The sequence below is a fragment of the Ethanoligenens sp. genome (assembly GCF_047718355.1).
Classification (GTDB): domain Bacteria; phylum Bacillota; class Clostridia; order Oscillospirales; family Ethanoligenentaceae; genus Ethanoligenens.
In genome coordinates this window covers 1-17961 of the sequence record NZ_JBDNLG010000012.1, presented here as the reverse complement: position 1 = coordinate 17961, position 17961 = coordinate 1, and the positions used below count along the sequence as shown (strand labels likewise).

Annotated in this window: 15 protein-coding genes; 12 read left to right on the top strand and 3 right to left on the bottom strand. The window is 50.1% G+C overall.

Annotation, left to right across the window (positions count from 1 at the left end; genetic code table 11):
• Nucleotides 1-31 precede the first annotated feature (31 nt).
• The 6 genes from ABF463_RS03295 (at nucleotide 32) to ABF463_RS03270 (ending at nucleotide 8935) form a co-directional block, all read left to right on the top strand.
• Nucleotides 32-760: a JAB domain-containing protein gene (locus ABF463_RS03295; RefSeq protein WP_415532123.1), complete on the top strand. Its 729-nt coding sequence runs from the start codon at nucleotides 32-34 to the stop codon at nucleotides 758-760.
• 133 nt (nucleotides 761-893) lie between these two features.
• Complete coding sequence (uvrB, locus tag ABF463_RS03290; protein WP_415532122.1) at nucleotides 894-2927, top strand: excinuclease ABC subunit UvrB; 2034 nt, start codon at nucleotides 894-896, stop codon at nucleotides 2925-2927.
• 33 nt (nucleotides 2928-2960) lie between these two features.
• Nucleotides 2961-3752, top strand: a complete 792-nt coding sequence (locus tag ABF463_RS03285; RefSeq protein ID WP_415532121.1) for a hypothetical protein — start codon at nucleotides 2961-2963, stop codon at nucleotides 3750-3752.
• Between the two features lie 53 nt (nucleotides 3753-3805).
• Complete coding sequence (uvrA, locus tag ABF463_RS03280) at nucleotides 3806-6673, top strand: excinuclease ABC subunit UvrA (protein WP_415532120.1); 2868 nt, start codon at nucleotides 3806-3808, stop codon at nucleotides 6671-6673.
• Nucleotides 6674-6769: 96 nt separating this feature from the next.
• Nucleotides 6770-7645, top strand: a complete 876-nt coding sequence (locus ABF463_RS03275) for a putative RNA methyltransferase (RefSeq protein ID WP_415532119.1) — start codon at nucleotides 6770-6772, stop codon at nucleotides 7643-7645.
• 174 nt (nucleotides 7646-7819) lie between these two features.
• Nucleotides 7820-8935: a D-alanyl-D-alanine carboxypeptidase family protein gene (locus tag ABF463_RS03270; protein WP_415532118.1), complete on the top strand. Its 1116-nt coding sequence runs from the start codon at nucleotides 7820-7822 to the stop codon at nucleotides 8933-8935.
• A 100-nt stretch (nucleotides 8936-9035) separates the two neighbouring features.
• Here the strand turns inward: ABF463_RS03270 and ABF463_RS03265 are convergent, their stop codons facing one another.
• From ABF463_RS03265 to ABF463_RS03255, 3 genes are read right to left on the bottom strand one after another with little or no spacing between them, the layout of a single operon-like run.
• Nucleotides 9036-11135, bottom strand: a complete 2100-nt coding sequence (locus ABF463_RS03265) for a hypothetical protein (protein WP_415532117.1) — start codon at nucleotides 11133-11135, stop codon at nucleotides 9036-9038.
• Nucleotides 11132-12049: an ABC transporter ATP-binding protein gene (locus ABF463_RS03260; RefSeq protein ID WP_415532116.1), complete on the bottom strand. Its 918-nt coding sequence runs from the start codon at nucleotides 12047-12049 to the stop codon at nucleotides 11132-11134. Before ABF463_RS03260 ends, ABF463_RS03265 begins: the two co-directional genes overlap by 4 nt.
• On the bottom strand, nucleotides 12046-12444 hold the full coding sequence (locus tag ABF463_RS03255; protein ID WP_415532115.1) for a GntR family transcriptional regulator: 399 nt from the start codon (nucleotides 12442-12444) through the stop codon (nucleotides 12046-12048). The genes ABF463_RS03260 and ABF463_RS03255 overlap by 4 nt, the downstream gene beginning before the upstream one ends.
• A gap of 199 nt (nucleotides 12445-12643) precedes the next feature.
• Between ABF463_RS03255 and rlmD the strand changes: the two genes are divergently transcribed.
• The 6 genes from rlmD to ABF463_RS03225 all read left to right on the top strand — a co-directional run.
• On the top strand, nucleotides 12644-14008 hold the full coding sequence (gene rlmD, locus ABF463_RS03250; RefSeq protein ID WP_415532114.1) for a 23S rRNA (uracil(1939)-C(5))-methyltransferase RlmD: 1365 nt from the start codon (nucleotides 12644-12646) through the stop codon (nucleotides 14006-14008).
• Nucleotides 14009-14210: 202 nt separating this feature from the next.
• Entirely contained in the window at nucleotides 14211-14459 is a 249-nt protein-coding gene (locus tag ABF463_RS03245; protein WP_415532113.1) for a hypothetical protein, read from the top strand.
• A 36-nt stretch (nucleotides 14460-14495) separates the two neighbouring features.
• A complete protein-coding gene (locus ABF463_RS03240; protein ID WP_415532112.1) occupies nucleotides 14496-15416 on the top strand; it encodes a recombinase family protein in 921 nt (306 codons plus the stop codon).
• 27 nt (nucleotides 15417-15443) lie between these two features.
• On the top strand, nucleotides 15444-15998 hold the full coding sequence (locus ABF463_RS03235) for a GNAT family N-acetyltransferase (RefSeq protein ID WP_415532111.1): 555 nt from the start codon (nucleotides 15444-15446) through the stop codon (nucleotides 15996-15998).
• Nucleotides 15999-16580: 582 nt separating this feature from the next.
• Entirely contained in the window at nucleotides 16581-17351 is a 771-nt protein-coding gene (locus ABF463_RS03230; protein ID WP_415532110.1) for a hypothetical protein, read from the top strand.
• A partial coding sequence (locus ABF463_RS03225; protein WP_415532109.1) for a (deoxy)nucleoside triphosphate pyrophosphohydrolase occupies nucleotides 17344-17961 on the top strand: 618 nt, incomplete at its 3' end. The genes ABF463_RS03230 and ABF463_RS03225, both read left to right, overlap by 8 nt.

The following is a 17961-nucleotide window of genomic DNA, read 5'->3' as shown; positions in this document are numbered from 1 at the left end:
GGTATAGCAAAGGCAGCGAGGGGAACATCCAGTGAAAACGACTGACAAAAATGCGCACGAAGGGCACCGCGAGCGGCTGAAATCCCGATTTGCGGCGGAGGGAATTGACCATTTTGAGCCGCACGTCATTTTGGAAATGATCCTCTTTTATGCGCTGCCCCGGCGGGATACCAACGAACTCTCTCATCGGCTGTTGAACGCATTCGGTGGTTCGCTGTCCAATGTGCTCGACGCCCCGCTGGAAGAACTGCAAAAGGTCAAAGGCATCGGGGAAAACGCCGCAATCCTCCTCAAATTATTTCCGGAAGTGTGCCGCCGTTACTTGATGGATCTCAGTGATGCGGGCCGTATTGTCAAGGATTCGGAGGATGCCGCCAAATACTTGCTGCCGTTCTTTATGGGACGTACCAATGAGATTGTTGCGCTGATGTGCATTGATGGCAAAGGGAAAGTGCTGTTCTGCGGGCAGGTGTTTGAGGGCAGTGTGAACGCCGCGTCGGTCAGTGTGCGCCGCATTGTGGAAATCGTGGTGCATTATGCCGCCACCGACGTGATTCTGGCACACAATCATCCGGGCGGCATCGCGGTGCCATCCGGTGAGGATGTCCGCGTGACCGAACAGGTGGCAAACGCGCTGCACACGGTCGGCATCCGTTTGCTCGACCACCTGATTATTGCAGGCAAGGATTGGGTTTCTCTCGCTGCAACGCCGACAACCAACAAGTTGTTTGCCACACGCGACGGGTTTGTAGTTTTTTGAATTTTGCCTGCACGCCGGTGTGTTTTGTGCTATACTATTCCCATAGGCATTTGCTGTTTTGATGCGGCCGCAGGTTGCGCGAGGGCGCGTTTCGCGGACTCCGCGCATGTTGTTCTGCCCAGGAGGGCTTTCTATGGATACCTTTCATCTTGTATCTCCTTATCAGCCAACCGGCGATCAGCCCCAGGCCATTGAGCAGCTTGTAAATGGCGTTCTGCGCGGCGATCAGGCACAGACACTGCTGGGTGTGACTGGTTCGGGCAAGACGTTCACAATGGCGAATATCATTGCGAAAGCGAATCGTCCTGCCTTGGTATTGGCGCACAACAAGACGTTGGCCGCACAGCTTTGCAGTGAGTTCAAGGAGTTTTTTCCGGATAACGCCGTTGAGTATTTCGTGAGTTATTACGACTATTATCAGCCGGAGGCGTATGTACCCTCAACGGACACCTATATTGAAAAAGACAGTGCGATCAACGATGAAATTGATAAATTGCGCCACTCTGCCACATCGGCGCTGTCGGAGCGGCGGGATGTTATCATCGTGGCGTCGGTATCCTGTATCTACAACCTCGGTGACCCAATCGATTATCGGAGCATGGTGATTTCGTTGCGTCCGGGAATGCAGAAGGACCGCGACGAGGTGCTGAAAAAACTGGTTTCCCTGCAATACGAGCGCAATGACGTGAATTTTGTGCGCAACAAGTTTCGTGTGCGGGGGGACGTGGTGGAAGTGTTCCCGGCATATTCAGGCGAAAGCGCGGTGCGCATTGAATTTTTCGGCGATGAGGTGGAACGCATCACGGAGATCAGTACCGTGACCGGCGAAGTCAAAGGCGTATTGGGGCATATTGCTATCTATCCGGCATCCCATTATATTGTGGCACCGGAAAAAATCATTCCTGCGATTGCGGATTTGGAGCAGGAACTGGAGGAGCGGGTCAAGTGGTTTAAAGCGCACGATAAACTGCTGGAGGCACAGCGCATTGAACAGCGCACCAAATACGATCTTGAAATGCTGCGGGAAATCGGGTTTTGCAGCGGGATCGAAAACTATTCACGTGTGCTGCTGCGCCGTCCGCCGGGCAGTACACCGTGTACGCTGCTTGATTATTTTCCGGATGACTATCTGTTGTTTGTGGACGAGTCCCATGTCACATTGCCGCAGGTGCGCGGGATGTCGGCGGGCGACCGTGCACGCAAGCAGACACTGATTGACTTTGGCTTCCGATTGCCGTCTGCGCTGGACAACCGTCCGCTCAATTTTACCGAATTTCTTGACCATGTCCATCAGGCTGTTTTTGTGAGCGCGACCCCCGGCGAATTTGAACGCGGGGAAAGTGCCCAGATCGTGGAACAGGTCATCCGCCCAACCGGACTGATCGATCCGGAGGTGCAGGTGCGGCCCACCGATGGACAAATCGACGATCTGCTTTCGGAAATCAATCAGCGGGTCGAGCGGCATGAACGCGTATTGGTCACCACGCTGACCAAAAGGATGGCGGAAGACCTGACACGCTATTTCGACGGTATGGGTGTGAAAGTACGCTATATGCACCACGACATCGAGGCCATTGAGCGGATGGAGATTATTCGCGATTTGCGGCTGGGTGAGTTCGATGTGCTGGTGGGCATTAACCTGTTGCGTGAGGGACTGGATATTCCGGAAGTTTCGCTGGTGGCAATTTTGGACGCGGACAAAGAGGGATTCCTGCGCAGCGAAACGTCTTTGGTGCAGATTATCGGGCGGGCGGCGCGGAATGCCAACGGCATCGTCATCATGTATGCCGACCATGTTACGCCCTCCATGGAACGCGCCATTGAGGAAACGGATCGCCGCCGCGGTATTCAGACAAAATATAATACGGAACACGGCATCACGCCAAAAACGATTGTCAAGGATGTGCGCGACATCATTGAGATTTCCTCTAAAGATGATACGCAGGATCGTAAATCGTTCAAGAAGTTGTCCAAACCGGAGCGCGACAAGATCATCCGCAAGCTGAGTACCGAGATGAAAGAGGCTGCGCGGATGCTTGAATTTGAGCAGGCGGCGTTCCTGCGTGACAAGATCAAAGAATTGCGCGGCGAAGGCACCGGCGTGGAGGAAAAACCCAAAACCAAGAAAGCATCCGGGTCGCGTAAACGCAAAGGACAGGCATCTTGACCGATTCGTGATTTGACAGAAAGTTGTGGTGGCATGAAAACGATCCATTGCGTGGCTGCTGTTGCAATTGCCGGTTTGCTGTTATTGACAGGATGCGGTATACGCCATCAAGCGCTGTCTCCTAAAAATGAGCGTACCAAGACATTTGCACAATCGGTGCAATTGCAGGACGGCGTCACGGTTATGGAAGCCGGGACTTCTGTTGGGGATATGACCGTAGGTTATGGGTCCAATCAGGCGGTGGAACTTCAGGCAACCGTAAAAGCCAATCATGGCATTTCCGTGTCGGATTCCAATGAATTGCTTGACTTGACGAATTTTGTACTGTCACAGGCCGGCGGCAAGCTGACGGTGGCAGTGCAGAACCGCAAGACTCATACGGATATGTGGAAGTGGATCAAGGCCAACCGGCCGAACACGGATTATTCGGTCGATTTGCAGCTGATTGTGCCGCAGACGTTGCATGTATTCCGGTTAAATACGAAAGTGGGCGATATCCGCACGGAGGCTTTGAATGGTGTGGTCAACGCGCAGGCCGATGTGGGGGATGTGGATGTTGAAAATTCCGTTTTTTCAGGTAACAGCGTGCTGCAGGCGCGAGTGGGCGATGTGGATTGCGGATTTATGGCTGCACTTGCCGGCAACGGTACACTGAAGCTGTGCAGCGATGTGGGAGATGTCAAGATTCGGACACAGGATGGTACCCTACAGTCCCGGAACGAAACGACGACTACCACGGGAGCGGCTTTGTCGGGGACGCTTTTGCCCAGTCTGTCGCTGGATGCTTCCGCGCGCGTAGGGGACGTATCTGTATCCAAGTACTAAGTTTTGCGTCACAAGGCGCTTTCATCGTATCATAGACCGGAGGGGAAAACCGTATGCCTAAAAACACCATTTATATCAAAGGCGCGCGCGCGCACAATCTCAAAAATGTCGATTTAGAACTGCCGCGCGATAAACTCATTGTTTTCACCGGTCTTTCCGGCAGCGGGAAATCCTCGTTGGCATTTGATACCATCTATGCCGAGGGGCAGCGCCGATATGTGGAATCGCTGTCCTCGTATGCCCGCCAGTTTTTGGGACAGATGGACAAACCGGATGTCGATTACATCGAGGGTTTGTCACCGGCAATTTCCATCGACCAGAAAACCACATCCAACAACCCGCGTTCCACGGTTGGAACGGTGACCGAGATTTATGATTATCTGCGCCTGCTGTATGCGCGGGTTGGCATTCCGCATTGCCCGGTATGCGGACGGGAAATCAAGCAGCAGACCATTGACCAGATCGTCGATCAGGTTCTGGCATTGCCGCAGGGAACCAAGATTCAAATTCTGGCTCCGGTTGTGCGCGCGCGCAAGGGAGAACACCAGAAGGAATTTGAAGCGGCGCGCCGCGGTGGCTTCGCCCGTGTGCGGGTGGATGGCAGCTTGTATGACTTGACGGAAGAAATCAAGCCGTCCAAAAATCAAAAGCATAACATTGAGATCGTGGTGGACCGTCTGGTGGTCAAATCGGAAGTGCGCGCCCGACTGGCGGATTCGCTGGAAACCGCGACCGGCCTGTCCGGCGGACTGGCGATTGCGGATGTGGTGGACGGGGAGGAAATTCTGTTTTCGCAGAATTACGCCTGCCCGGAGCATGGCATCAGCATGGAGGAACTGTCGCCCCGCATGTTTTCGTTTAATAACCCATACGGCGCGTGCGAGAGCTGCGGCGGACTGGGTTTTCAGATGAAGATCGACCCGGCGCGCATCATCCCTGACAAAAACCGCAGCATTGAGGGCGGCGCGGTACAGGCCAGCGGATGGAATGCACTGGACGGCGGCTCCATTTCACATATGTATTATATCGGGCTGGCGGAGCATTATGGATTCTCACTTTCCGTGCCGGTTAAGGACCTGCCCCAAAAGGCGCTGGATGTGATTCTGTACGGCACCGGCGAAGAAAAAATCACCTTGCGTCGGGAGGGTGCGTTTGGTTCCGGCACGTTCCATGCCCCGTTTGAGGGCGTGGTGAACAACCTTGAGCGCCGGTACAAAGAAACACAGAGCGATTGGATGCGCGCTGAAATTGAAGGCTGCATGACACGCGAACCTTGCCCAGCCTGTCACGGCGCCCGTTTGAAGCCGGAAATTCTGGGGGTGACGGTTGGCGGCATCAACATTGATGCATTCTGTCGGCTGTCCATTACGAAGGCACTGGTGTTTCTGGATACGTTAACGCTAACGGAGAAAGAACAGCTGATTGCCGGGCGTATCCTCAAAGAAGTGCGCGAGCGGCTGGGCTTTTTGAAAAATGTCGGGTTGGAATACCTGACGCTTTCCCGCACGGCGGCGACGCTGTCGGGCGGTGAAAGCCAGCGCATCCGGCTTGCCACGCAGATTGGTTCCTCACTGGTGGGCGTGCTGTATATTCTGGACGAACCGAGTATTGGGCTGCATCAGCGCGATAATGACAAGCTGCTGGCAACATTGCGGCACCTGCGGGATATCGGCAACACGCTCATCGTCGTCGAGCACGATGAGGACACGATGTACGCCGCCGATTGGGTTGTAGATGTCGGCCCCGGTGCGGGGGTGCACGGCGGCAATATTATTTGTGCCGGTACGGTGGAGGACATCAAGGCCTGTCCCGATTCGATTACAGGACAGTATCTCTCCGGCGTGAAGAAAATTGAAGTGCCGGAAGCCCGCCGAAAAGGCAACGGAAACGAACTGGTGGTTAAGGGCGCGAAAGAAAACAACTTGAAGGGCATCCGCGTCAAAATTCCGCTGGGTACGTTCACCTGTGTGACAGGGGTGTCCGGCTCGGGAAAAAGCTCGCTGGTCAATGAAATCATCCACAAGCGCTTGGCTGCTGAACTCAACGGGGCAAAGACGCGTCCCGGCGCACACAGCGGAATGACCGGCATCGAATATCTGGATAAAGTTATTGATATCAATCAGTCGCCCATCGGACGCACACCGCGCTCCAATCCCGCAACGTATACCGGGGTGTTCACGGATATCCGCACGTTGTTTGCTTCTACGCAGGATGCGAAAATGCGCGGTTATTCCGCCAGCCGGTTCTCATTTAATGTCAAAGGCGGACGGTGCGAGGCCTGCCAAGGCGACGGCATCATTAAAATTGAAATGCATTTTCTGCCGGATGTGTATGTGCCATGCGATGTCTGCAAAGGCCACCGCTATAACCGTGAAACCCTTGAGGTCAAATACAAGGGTAAAAGCATTTATGACGTATTGGAAATGACGGTGGAAGAGGGGCTGGCGTTTTTTGAAAACGTGCCGCGTATCCAGCGGAAGCTGCAAACACTGTTCGATGTCGGTTTGGGTTATGTGAAGATCGGACAGCCTGCCACCACTCTGTCCGGCGGTGAAGCACAGCGTGTGAAATTGGCGACCGAATTGGCGCGCCGTTCCACCGGCAAAACCATCTATATCCTCGACGAGCCGACCACCGGACTGCATGTGGCCGATGTACACCGGTTGATTGATGTATTGCAGAAGCTGGTGGACGGCGGCAACACAGTTTTGGTTATCGAACACAATCTGGATGTCATCAAAACGGCGGATCATCTCATCGACCTCGGGCCGGAAGGCGGAGACGGCGGCGGGACGCTGGTGGCATCCGGTACGCCGGAGGAAGTGGCCGCTTGTCCGGCATCCTATACCGGACAGTATTTGAAAAAGGTTCTGCCGCTGCCCGTTTCCACGGCGCAAGCGGGCGAGAATGCACAAATGTGAACGTAATAAATGATGAATGCCATGCATAGCATCAAGTGAGAAGACCGGGTTGGACGGGCACTGGTTACCGTTTTCCCGGCAGACAAAGGAACCAACATGTTTGAATGTTTTTGCTGCCCTGTTTGTGGGCAGGCGTTGATTCAAGAGGGCCAAACTCTGCGCTGCTCCGCTGGACACAGTTTTGATATCGCTTCCGGCGGCTATGTGAACCTTTGGGTGACTAACCGCACCCATGCAGGGGACAGCAAAGGAATGGTGACCGCAAGACATCGCTTTTTGGAGAGCGGCGCATATGGATTTTTGCTGAATCGCCTTTGCGCTGACGCAGCCGCTTTTTTGCGAGAACGGGATGTGGAAAAACCGCTCGTTGTAGATGCCGGATGCGGTGAGGGATATTATACCGCGGGTATTGCCGCACATCTCCACCGGAAAGGGATTGCCGCACAGGTCGCTGGGGTGGATATTTCCAAGGCTGCCGTGCGCACCGGCGCCAAACGCGGGGAGGACATCTCCTTTGCGGTGGCAAGCCTATTTAGATTGCCGCTATTCCCTGCAAGCGCTGACATTGTCCTCAGCGTATTTGCACCGGTTTGTGGCGCGGAATGCGCCCGTGTTCTGAAACCGGGCGGTCTGCTCTGCATTGTTTCGCCCGGCCCTAAACATTTGTTTGGGCTGAAAGAGATTTTGTACGAAAATCCTTATGAGAATCCTCCGAATACGTATTATCTGCCCGGCTTTACACAGGCTACACAGTTTTCCGAAAAGCGGGAGATATTGGTGCGCGGCAGTCAGATGAACGATTTGTTTGCAATGACGCCGTATTACTGGAAAACGCCTGCGGATGCCTCTGCCCGGCTGGTACACTTGCCGACACTGTGTACGTCACTTGATTTTCATGTGGATGTTTATCAAAGGCTGGAGGATGGCGAGAGGGAATCGACTTCTTGTGCGTTGTCCATGTATAACCCATAAGGAATCTGCTTATTATTTGTCAAAAATGTTGGGAATAATAAAAAAACACTTGCATCGTGGTGAGGGCTGCGTTACAATAAGTTACAGTGCTGTAACGGAAATGTAATGATTGTGATCGCTTTTTGTTTGCTCACGTTGATTTGACAAACTTTAAATAGGGTCTGGATTGGTTATATGAAATGTGGTTCATTAAGCAGGGTGGCCTGTGCCTTGGCCATGGCGGGGCTGATAGCTTTTATGGCGTTACCCGCGCAGGCAAAATCAACTTCAAAAGAAAAAAGCGTGGAGTCTACCGTTTCGGCGGATGCGAATGAACAGCCGGTTTTGCAATCGACCACTGGGTTAGTTGCCGACGCGGACTCCGGGCAGATATATTACGAAAAAGGTATGCATACACGGATGTTCCCGGCCAGTATCACTAAAATCCTGACCGCATTGGTTTCAGTGGAGAAGGGCAGCCCGTCTGATGTGGTCACGGTGCCGCAGGATGTGGTACAGGCACAAGGAAAAAGTGTGGCAAACATCGCGCTGGTGCCGGGCGATACCATCACGCTGGAGCAACTGGAATATACGATGTTTCTGGCATCGGCCAATGATTCGGCGGTTGTAATTGCCGACCATATCGGTGGCTCGGTGAGCGGCTTTGTGGATATGATGAATGAGAAGGCAGCCGCGCTTGGCGCGACGGACAGTCACTTCAGTACGCCTAACGGTTTGCCTGATCCGAATAACTATACCACCGCGTATGATATGGCGCTCATTGCACGTGCGGCGGCACAGAATCCTACCGTGATGCGGTATTTTGGCGCCCGCACGTTCACCTTACCGGCTTCCGCACTGCGGAAAAATGCGCAGACTTTCACCACATTACACAAGATGATGAAAAAGACTGCGTATTATGACGCGGATGTGGTAGCGGGCAAAACAGGATGGGAAACCATGTCCGGCAACACACTGGTGACTATAGCAAAGAAGAATGGGCGTACGTTAGTGGCCGTGGTGATGAACGGTGTAAATTCAGAAGCAATTTATGGTGACACGCAGCATCTGCTTAATTATGCGTTTGCACAACCCGCCAATCCGGCCGCAGAAAAGTTGGCGTTTGCACAGTCTAAGACGGCGGATATTGATGTGCCGCTGGCAGCGAAACCCGTGCAAAAGCCCCATACATCCAGTGCAGACGGCGGCTTGATGCCAGAGGTGCTGGCTGTTACCTGCCTTGGGCTGCTTATTTGTACGCTGGTGGCGCTGGTGTGCTGGCGTGTCCGTCGCCGCGGTTTTTTGGAATGATTGTTTAAGTGGTTGTTTCTATAGAAAAACGACACCTTTGTTTCTGTAAAGAGAACAAGGGTGTCGTTTTTCGTTTGGCTGGGTTATGCGGTGAGGAACATCAGTTCAAAAATCCAGATTGTCGCATTGTATTCAAGTCTTCGGCTGTCAGTGGCAGATAAACCGTTATGGTGGGATTGGTGAGAAAAACTTGTAGTTTTACAAACGGTTCGGCGACATCAACGGGTTTTCCCAGATTGTTTTGCAAAATGGGCAATATCGTTATAGCATCGGTGCTTGATACAGACATTGCTTTTACGCTGTCACTATTTGTATTGAAGACAGATGCTTGCAAATGGGTGGTTTTGCCGTTGTATTGCGTCATGGCTGCTTGTGCCCTTTGAAGGTTGGATGTGGTATTAGACAGGTCGATACAGGCGGTGGCTGTTTTGGGCGTGAGCGGGGTGATGCCATACAGACCGTAATAATATTGCAGTCCGTGCGAGCCGCCGATGTTGATGGTGCCGATGGATTCGGTGTCATTTGCTGATGTGTAACGGAACAGCAGGGATGTGCGCTGAGCGTTGGAGAGTTTTTCATATTCCGTCCGATACATGGTCCAAATGTTTTTTGCCTGTGCAGTATTTGAACCATTATACATTTCAGAAAGAGAAACGTTTTCGATTTCTGCATCTGTGGGCAATATGGTGGATGCAGCGGCGTATGCAGGGTTTTTCTGCATGGCAGCGTCCAGTTCCATGGTGGAAGGTACTTTGGAGGTGCTATCCAGATTACTATTGTTTCCCAGATATCGTGTGAGTGTGCGTCCGTCCTTGGTGCGGATGACTGCACTGTAATTTAACTGCAGGTATTGCATATTGCTGCTTCCCGCACGCAGATTGTGCTTGACGATTTTAATTGCGCTGTCCAAGTCGGTGGCCACCCGTTGGCGTACATCTGCCTCCGTGTAGCGGATGCCTTTTGTTAAAAGATCATTGTACTGTATTCGTGATGAGTTATAGTTAGACTCTGTCCAGTCAATCGTGACAGATTGGATGTCATTCGCCGTGAGATGGACATTCAATACCTGATTGCGTATCCCGTTGGCTCCCAGCCAAAGCAAGACATCGAGGGCGACCAGCACCAGCAAAACAGGAGCGGCGGTTAGCAGATTTTTGAACTTTTTGGTGGAGATCAGTTCAAAAAGGAAGTAGACCAGCAGAGCAACGATGGAAATGATGATATCATTGCCTATCTGATCTGTTCCTGGGTGGTAGATTGCGTCAAACGGAATCAGCATGGCGACAGGCAATGTAAACGCACAGCGGTAGATATGCTGGAGAAGGCGGCTGGGTGCACTGCGCCCCGCGCTTTCTGATCGCCGCGCGCGAAAAGCCAGCCAGCCCAGTACGAAATAGATTGCTGCCAAAACCAGCGTATAGGGAATGGCACTGTTCATCAGGAATAAATCATCGCTGTTTTGTATGAGTGAATTGCCATTGGAGTGAAGTAAAAAATACAATGGAAATTTAGCAGGGATATTGTAGGCCATATTTCCGAGGACACCGATCCACTGCGGTCTAATGATGGTCAGAGAAGACGATATGGCCATGGTGAAAAATGTGTTGATTACACGTGGTAGGAACAAAATCATCGCGGCAACAATCAAATTGGCCACGGGTGTGCCTGTCAGCGACATGGCAAGCAGCATCACGGCGGCGACCAATATGCCGCCTGCAAGATAAGTAAAAAACACCTGAACAATATAAGAAGGAATGACCGCCGCGCCCAAGATGCTATAGAGTAACGTTGGCAGCAAAACAGACAGTGCGGCGATGACAGCATACCATGCAAGCGCCGCCGCGCCGAAGCTAAGGAAGATACTGCCGCGTGTATTCGAAAGCGAATGATAGAAATCAGAACCTTTGCGGGTGTGGAAAGAGCCAAACAGCACCATGCACAAGATGATGGGAATGAGATACATCAACGGAATAAAGGTTGGTGCGAGCCTGATTGCGGAAACATGGAAGGAGATATCCTGTGCACTGTATGCGTTTGGATACAGACGTGTCATTCGCTGTTGGTTCAATATGCTCATCCAGCCAAAAAGCGGTGGCAAAGCGTTCAAAATCAGTGAAACTACCAGTAAGGCAACTCCGCTAAGCTTTAATTGGCGGATCCCTTCCCAAAACAGGGCGGGGTCGAACATTCTCTTTTTCATATATCTTCCCCCTCGTTGTCCAGAACTCCTTGCAGACTGTAACCCAGCGCGTCCATTTCATACAAGCAGACTTCTTCCAGACTGAGCGACAGCACATCCAACAGGGTGGGGCTCATAGCTTTTAGCTTTTCTATGGTTTTTTCACGGTCGTCCGCCACAATCATGTTGGCAACCCGCCCGTTCTGCTCGTAATGCCGTAGTATGATGTCCGCAAAACGGTTTCGGTCAAAGGAATCTGGAAAAGCGATCTGCACCTTGAACAGTGCAGTCTTGAGATGTTCCACATCCTGTTCAAACACCAACCCGCCCTGATGTAGCAGCGCCAACTGGTCGCAGGTGTCTTCCAGCTCGCGCAGGCTGTGTGAGGTGATGACGGCAGTTGCGTTTCGCTCGCAGATATCGGAATAGATTACCTTTTTCACAAGCTCGCGCATGATGGGGTCCAGCCCGTCAAATGTTTCGTCGAAAAACAGGTAATCAGGCTGGGCCGCCAGTGCGAGGATCGTTGCCGCCTGCCGCCGCATTCCTTTGGAAAAAGAACCGATTTTCTTTTTGGTGTCCAACCGAAACGCCTTTGCCAGCTTGCGGAACCGCTTGTCGCTGAACCGCTCATAGATCGACGCATACAGCAGCGCCATACGTTCCATGTTGGCCTGCGGCAGAAAGTATAGATCATCCGGCACGAATGCCATTCGGCACTTTGCTTCCGGGTTTTCGTAGACGGGCGCGCCGTCCAGTGTGATGCACCCGCTGTCGGGCCGGTAGATGCCGGTGATGAGCCGCAGTAGCGTGGATTTGCCAGCGCCATTTGAACCCACCAGCCCATAGACACTGCCTGCGCCAATGGTGCAGCTCAATTTTTTGACTGCGGCGAACGTTTCAAATGTTTTGGTCACTTGCTCAATGGCAATCATGGTTTTTCCCTCTTTTCCAGATAATTTTGTACGGCGCGGTAGGCTGCTTCAACCTGCTGCTCCGCTTTCTCTTTTGGGATACCGGCAAGCGCCAGCGCATATGCCGCATTGTATAGGGTGCCAAGATGTGCTTCATATTGCTTTTCTATAATACCGCGTGCTTGCGGATGCACGTATCGCCCCACACCCGGCACCGAGTAGGTGATATGTTTCAGCTCAAGCTCATTGTAGGCTTTTTGCACGGTGTTGGGGTTGACGGACAGTTTTAGAGACAGTGCGCGCACCGATGGAATGCGCGTATTTTCCGGAAGGTCGCCCAGCAGAATCAGCCGCTGAAACTGCGTAATGATTTGCTCATAGACCGGGACGGGGGACTGCTTGCTGATGGTAATCAAATTCGCACCTCCTTTCCATATTAACTGTACTATTATTGGTAATACACACATGGTACATGGAAATTCCATTTTTGTCAAGAGATAGTCTCGCGCTTGTATTTCACGGCGGTTCACTGTAAAATAGATAGGGTATACAATCGTTCGGTATGTGTAAATGGTTCCCTTTGGATATGGGAATGAAGATAAAAGAGAGTACAGCATGGAACTGAAAAAGAATACCGAGTGGACACTGCATATCACCGGTGTCACACAGGACGGAAACGGTGTGGGACGGGCGGATGACACGGTCGTGTTTACACCGGGCTGCGTGCGCGGGGATGTGGCGCGCATCAAAATTGTCGGGGTGCGCGCGCGGTATGCATTCGGCAAATTGTTGCAAGTGGAGCAACCGTCTCCGGCGCGTATTCCGGTGGACTGTCCGACTTTTTTTCAATGTGGCGGTTGTGTGTTCAGGCATATCCAGTATGCGGAAGAACTGCGCATCAAAGAAGAACGGGTGGGGGATGCACTGCGCCGTATTGCCAAATTGGATATTGTACCGGAGCCTATTGTGGGCTGTGAACAAACGCTTGGCTATCGTAATAAGGCACAGTTTCCGGTCGGTTGGCAGGAGGGCAGACCGGTCTTTGGCTTTTACGCACCGCGCAGTCATCGTATTGTTCCCGCAGAGAACTGTTTGCTCCAACCGCCTGTTTTCCAACAGGTGCTGGATGCTTTTGGACGCTGGATGCTGGAAAATGATGTTTCCGCTTATGATGAGCAAACGGGAAAGGGACTGCTGCGACATGTGTTTCTGCGGCAGGCGCCCGCGACAGGGGAACTGATGATCTGCGTTGTTGCCAACGGCGGCGCAGGCAGCCTGCCAAATAAAAAACAGCTTATTCAGTATTGTCGGCAGGCGGCGCCCCAGACCCGAAGCATTGTGCTTAACCGCAACACGGCGCGTACCAACGTCATTCTTGGAGCACGTTGTGAGACTCTGTGGGGCGACGATCATATCACGGATATACTCTGTGGACTGCGATTTTCTCTGTCGCCCTTGTCGTTTTATCAGGTCAACAGCCGACAGGCAGAGAGACTCTATCATATGGCGGCAGAATTTGCAGACCTGCGCAGTACGGATGTTTTACTGGATTTGTACTGCGGTGTAGGTACAATTGGGCTGTCCATGGCAAGGCAAGTCGGGCGATTGATTGGTGTGGAGGTGGTTGCGGACGCGGTCACCGATGCTAAGTACAATGCGGCGCAGAACAGCATTACAAATGCTGTCTTTTACTGTGCGGATGCAGGAGAAGCTGCCGCACGTTTGCAAAAGGAGGGGCTTGTACCGGATGTGGTGGTGGTAGATCCGCCACGCAAAGGATTGGATGTAGCGGCTATTGATGCAATTGCCCGGATGTCGCCGTCTCGGTTGGTCTATATCTCTTGCAATCCGGAAACACTTGTGCGTGATTTGGCACTGTTTGCAGAAAGAGGCTATCAATGTACACGTGTCCGCCCATTTGACTTGTTTCCAAGAACGGCGCACGTTGAGACGGTCGTATTGATGTCGCGCAATATATAGCAAATCGCGGCAGCGATGACGCAACATATTGTGTTTTGGCTGAATTGAAAAAAGGAAATAGCCTACTTTTCATTCGCGATATTCCATGATATAGTTAGGCTATAATGGTTATCAAAAAGGGGTCGGAATTGGTCATTATATTGCTTGACTGTGTTCTTTTTTAGAGCGTATATAGTAGTACGATTTTACAGGAGGTACTACTATGTTATATGTAAAAAGCGTCGGCGAAAATGGCAAAGATACATTCCACCCCATCAAGGACAACAATGTTTATATTCTCTGCAAGAAGTGCGGACAGATGGTTCCGGTTCCCGAACCTGCGGGATTTCTCTATGAATTAGGCGCCTGTGCTTCCTCTATTGAAGCGGCAGAAATTTGTGACACCTGCTTAGAGACAGCATGCGAGTTGGAAGATGAGCTGTTGAAGAAAGACCCTGCCGAAGAAGTATAATTTATCTGGGCAGACTGTTCATAAGGAGGGATTGAAGTGGATCCAAAGGTATTTTTTATACCGGCAAAATCGGATAAAATTGTGAAGAACGTCGGTATATACTGCCGGGTCAGTACTTCCGACAAAGACCAGTTGAACAGCCTTGCTGTCCAGATCTCTGCAGTGACAAAAGCGGTATCCCATGTTGAGCAGTGGAAACTGCGTGATACTTTTATCGACATCAGTTCCGCAAAATCAGAAGTTCCACGCAAGGAATTCGAGCGAATGCTACAGGAGTGCGAAGCACACAACATTTCTGTCATTCTGACAAAAAGCATTAGCCGGTTCGGCAGAGACACCGTAGATACACTGGAGGCCCTACGCCGATTAAAGGCTGCCGGCACACGGGTTATATTCGAGCAGGAAAACCTGGATACGGATAATACGGACAGCAATTTGATGATATCCGTGATTGAATCTTTCGCTCAGGCTGAAAACGAAACCAGAAGTGATAACATCCGTATGGGTCTGAATTTTCGCGCCGCCCAGGGGACATCGGGTTTATACAGACGCAGACTGTACGGATACGACAAAACCGCCGAGGGCGAGTTGGTTTTAAATAAAGAGCAGGCACAGGTTGTCCGTGATATTTTCCGCTGGTACAATGATGGGAAAAGCGTCCTTGGAATCATCAAGGAACTTGAAAAGAAAGGCACTCCTTCCCCAACCGGCAAACCAAAATGGAGCAAGCGGTCCGTTGAGAACATTCTTACCAATGAGAAGTATATCGGCACCATCAGACTGACAGATTCGGTTACCGGAAAATATGAGTACTTGGCAAAGGACAATCATCCGCCCATCATCACGGAGGATGTATTTCGGGATGCACAGGAAGCGAAAAAGCACAGGTCGAATGTCATTACAGATGAAAACGGCACCCATCGTAAAGGGGAAAAATACAGTTCCAAAGAAAAATAAGAAATCATAATGTATTGAGGTGAAGTCATGATTGAAACAGAAAGATTGATTCTGCGTCCTTTCCTTGAAAGCGATGCAACAGATGTATTGGAATATTTGAGAGAACCAACGGTAAACTGCTTTGCCAGTATGAAACTGAACTCACTCGAGGAAGCCAAAGCAAAAATGAAAAGTCAAGTCAGTGAAACTGAATACTATTTCGCCATCGTTCTGAAAGAGACGGGAAAGGTCATCGGTGAGATAGACGCCTATCCCGAGCGTGGCGAACCTCATGATACAAGTTTGCCCTTGGATACCTTCAGCCCGTGCTGGATGCTGAACGCAGATTATCAAGGCAAAGGCTATGCATATGAAGCAGCGCATGCTTTTTTTGATTATCTGTTCCGTGAGAAAGGTGCGAGACGCATCTACGCCTATACCGAGGATTACAATTTATCGAGCCAGCACCTTTGTGAAAAACTCGGTATGCGCCGGGAAGGATTATTTATAGAATTCGTATCCTTTGTCAATAACCCAGACGGCACACCTCGCTATGAAAACACTATGCAGTATGCCATTCTGAAAAAAGAATGGCACGGGTAAATATCAATTTGCCAAGTATAAAAAGCAAATAGCCTACTTTTGCGTGCAAGCGAGATGTATGCCATTAATTTACGGAATGGCCGAAAACCCTGATAGATAAAGGGTTTCACGCCTTTATGGACATATTTCCCTGCACAGCCTCACTATCACATGTGGAGACGGTAGTATTGATGTCAAGGGTAAAAGACTGAGTGTACAGAAAGCCCAGTAAATAAGCCATTTCTATGGTTTTGCAGTTTTCAAACTGCACACTCAAAGCGTGATTTTACCTGTGCATGGGAATCAGTCTATCGAGTCGGATTCCGTTCGCGAGAGAACAGGATTGATAACGGGCTTTCACGACAGGACAGAATAGATGTTTTGTGTTTTTGGGGCTTGGTGAGAGAACAGGATAGATGTTTTTGAGGGCTTTTAGGTGCGCGTGGAAACAGGGCGAAAATGTGGACTATGAATTTTTTTACTCGGAGGTTTTTCAGCCAAAAATGCGATGCTTTTGCGGTTTGATCGATAAAACGTATTTAAGCTAATAAAAAGATTATTATAGTTACGAATTGATTGTGATAAGCAAGGAGTTGAGAAAACATGGACTTATTGAATATAAAAGTGAAACATACTGTGTTCGGAGTAGGCACTGTCACTGAGGTAGACGACAAATATATCACTGTTCAGTTTGCTGCAAAGAGTAGCAAATTTGCATATCCAGATGCTTTTGAAAAGTTTATTAAAGCTGAGAATTCAGCCATACAGGAAACGATACTAAATGACATAGTCGTTGCAAGGCGTGCAGAGGAAGAAAGACGTCTAGCAGAGCTTGCTGACCGTAAAGCCGAAGAAGAAAGACGAGCCGCTGAAAGGCAGACTTCTTCTCCGGCGAAAAAAGTGAAAAATATCGAGGATGGTTTTGGTGCTGATTATAATGTTGAGCATCTAGCAAGACAACCAATTTTAACTTATCAACAGGTTGAAGAACAGTTTGGTATTAGGATTTCCGGCTTTGGCAGAGGCATTAATAAAACACCGTCAACAGTAGTTCTTATATCTTCTGTTGATAAGAAAAAGACTGGCTTCGTGTATCACGACCATTGGACCACAGCTGGTGAGTATATTTATTCCGGCGAAGGAAAAGCCGGTGACCAAACAATGTCATCTGGCAATACAGCCATAGTAAATGCTGTAGAAGAAGGAAAAGATATTCACCTGTTTGTTAAGTTCTCACCGCAAGAGTATTACTACCAAAGCGTGTTTGAACTTGTTGAATACACTTATGAAGATGATCTAGATGAGAACGGAAATACAAGAAAAGAGTATAAGTTTAGACTAAGAAAAGCAGACCGAGGTGCAGATTTTGATTGAAGTAACTGCAGCAGTAATACATAAAGACGAAAAGCTGCTCGTCTGTCAGAGGCCCGAAGGAAAACGCTGTGAATTGTTGTGGGAATTTCCCGGAGGAAAGATTGAGGCCGGAGAAACGCCAGAAGAATGCCTCATGCGCGAATGCCGCGAAGAATTAGGCGTTACAATTGAAATAGAGCAGCTGCTTCGAAAAGTAGAATATGAGTATCCAGAAATCACCGTCAATATCCGTTTTTATTTTTGTAAGCTCATTGTTGACGAGCCAACTTGCATAGAGCATAACGATATTCGGTGGCGTACACTGGATAAAATATTGAAATTACCTCTATGCCCTGCCGATAAAAAGATGCTGGAATTGGCGGCAGAAGATATGCGAAGAATCATGCAATTTAATATTGCAAAACAAAAGTACGATGAAACAGTTGATTATAATATCTGTAATTTTAGAGAGAAAGCATATGATAAATATTATGACCCTGATAAGTCGTCATTTTACGAATGCGAGGTTGATGGGCTAACCATTAAATTAGCACAAGATGGATTGTGCAGTTGGGGAAAAATAATATTTTTCAGTAAAAATATTGCATCTGAATATAAAATAATTAGAAAA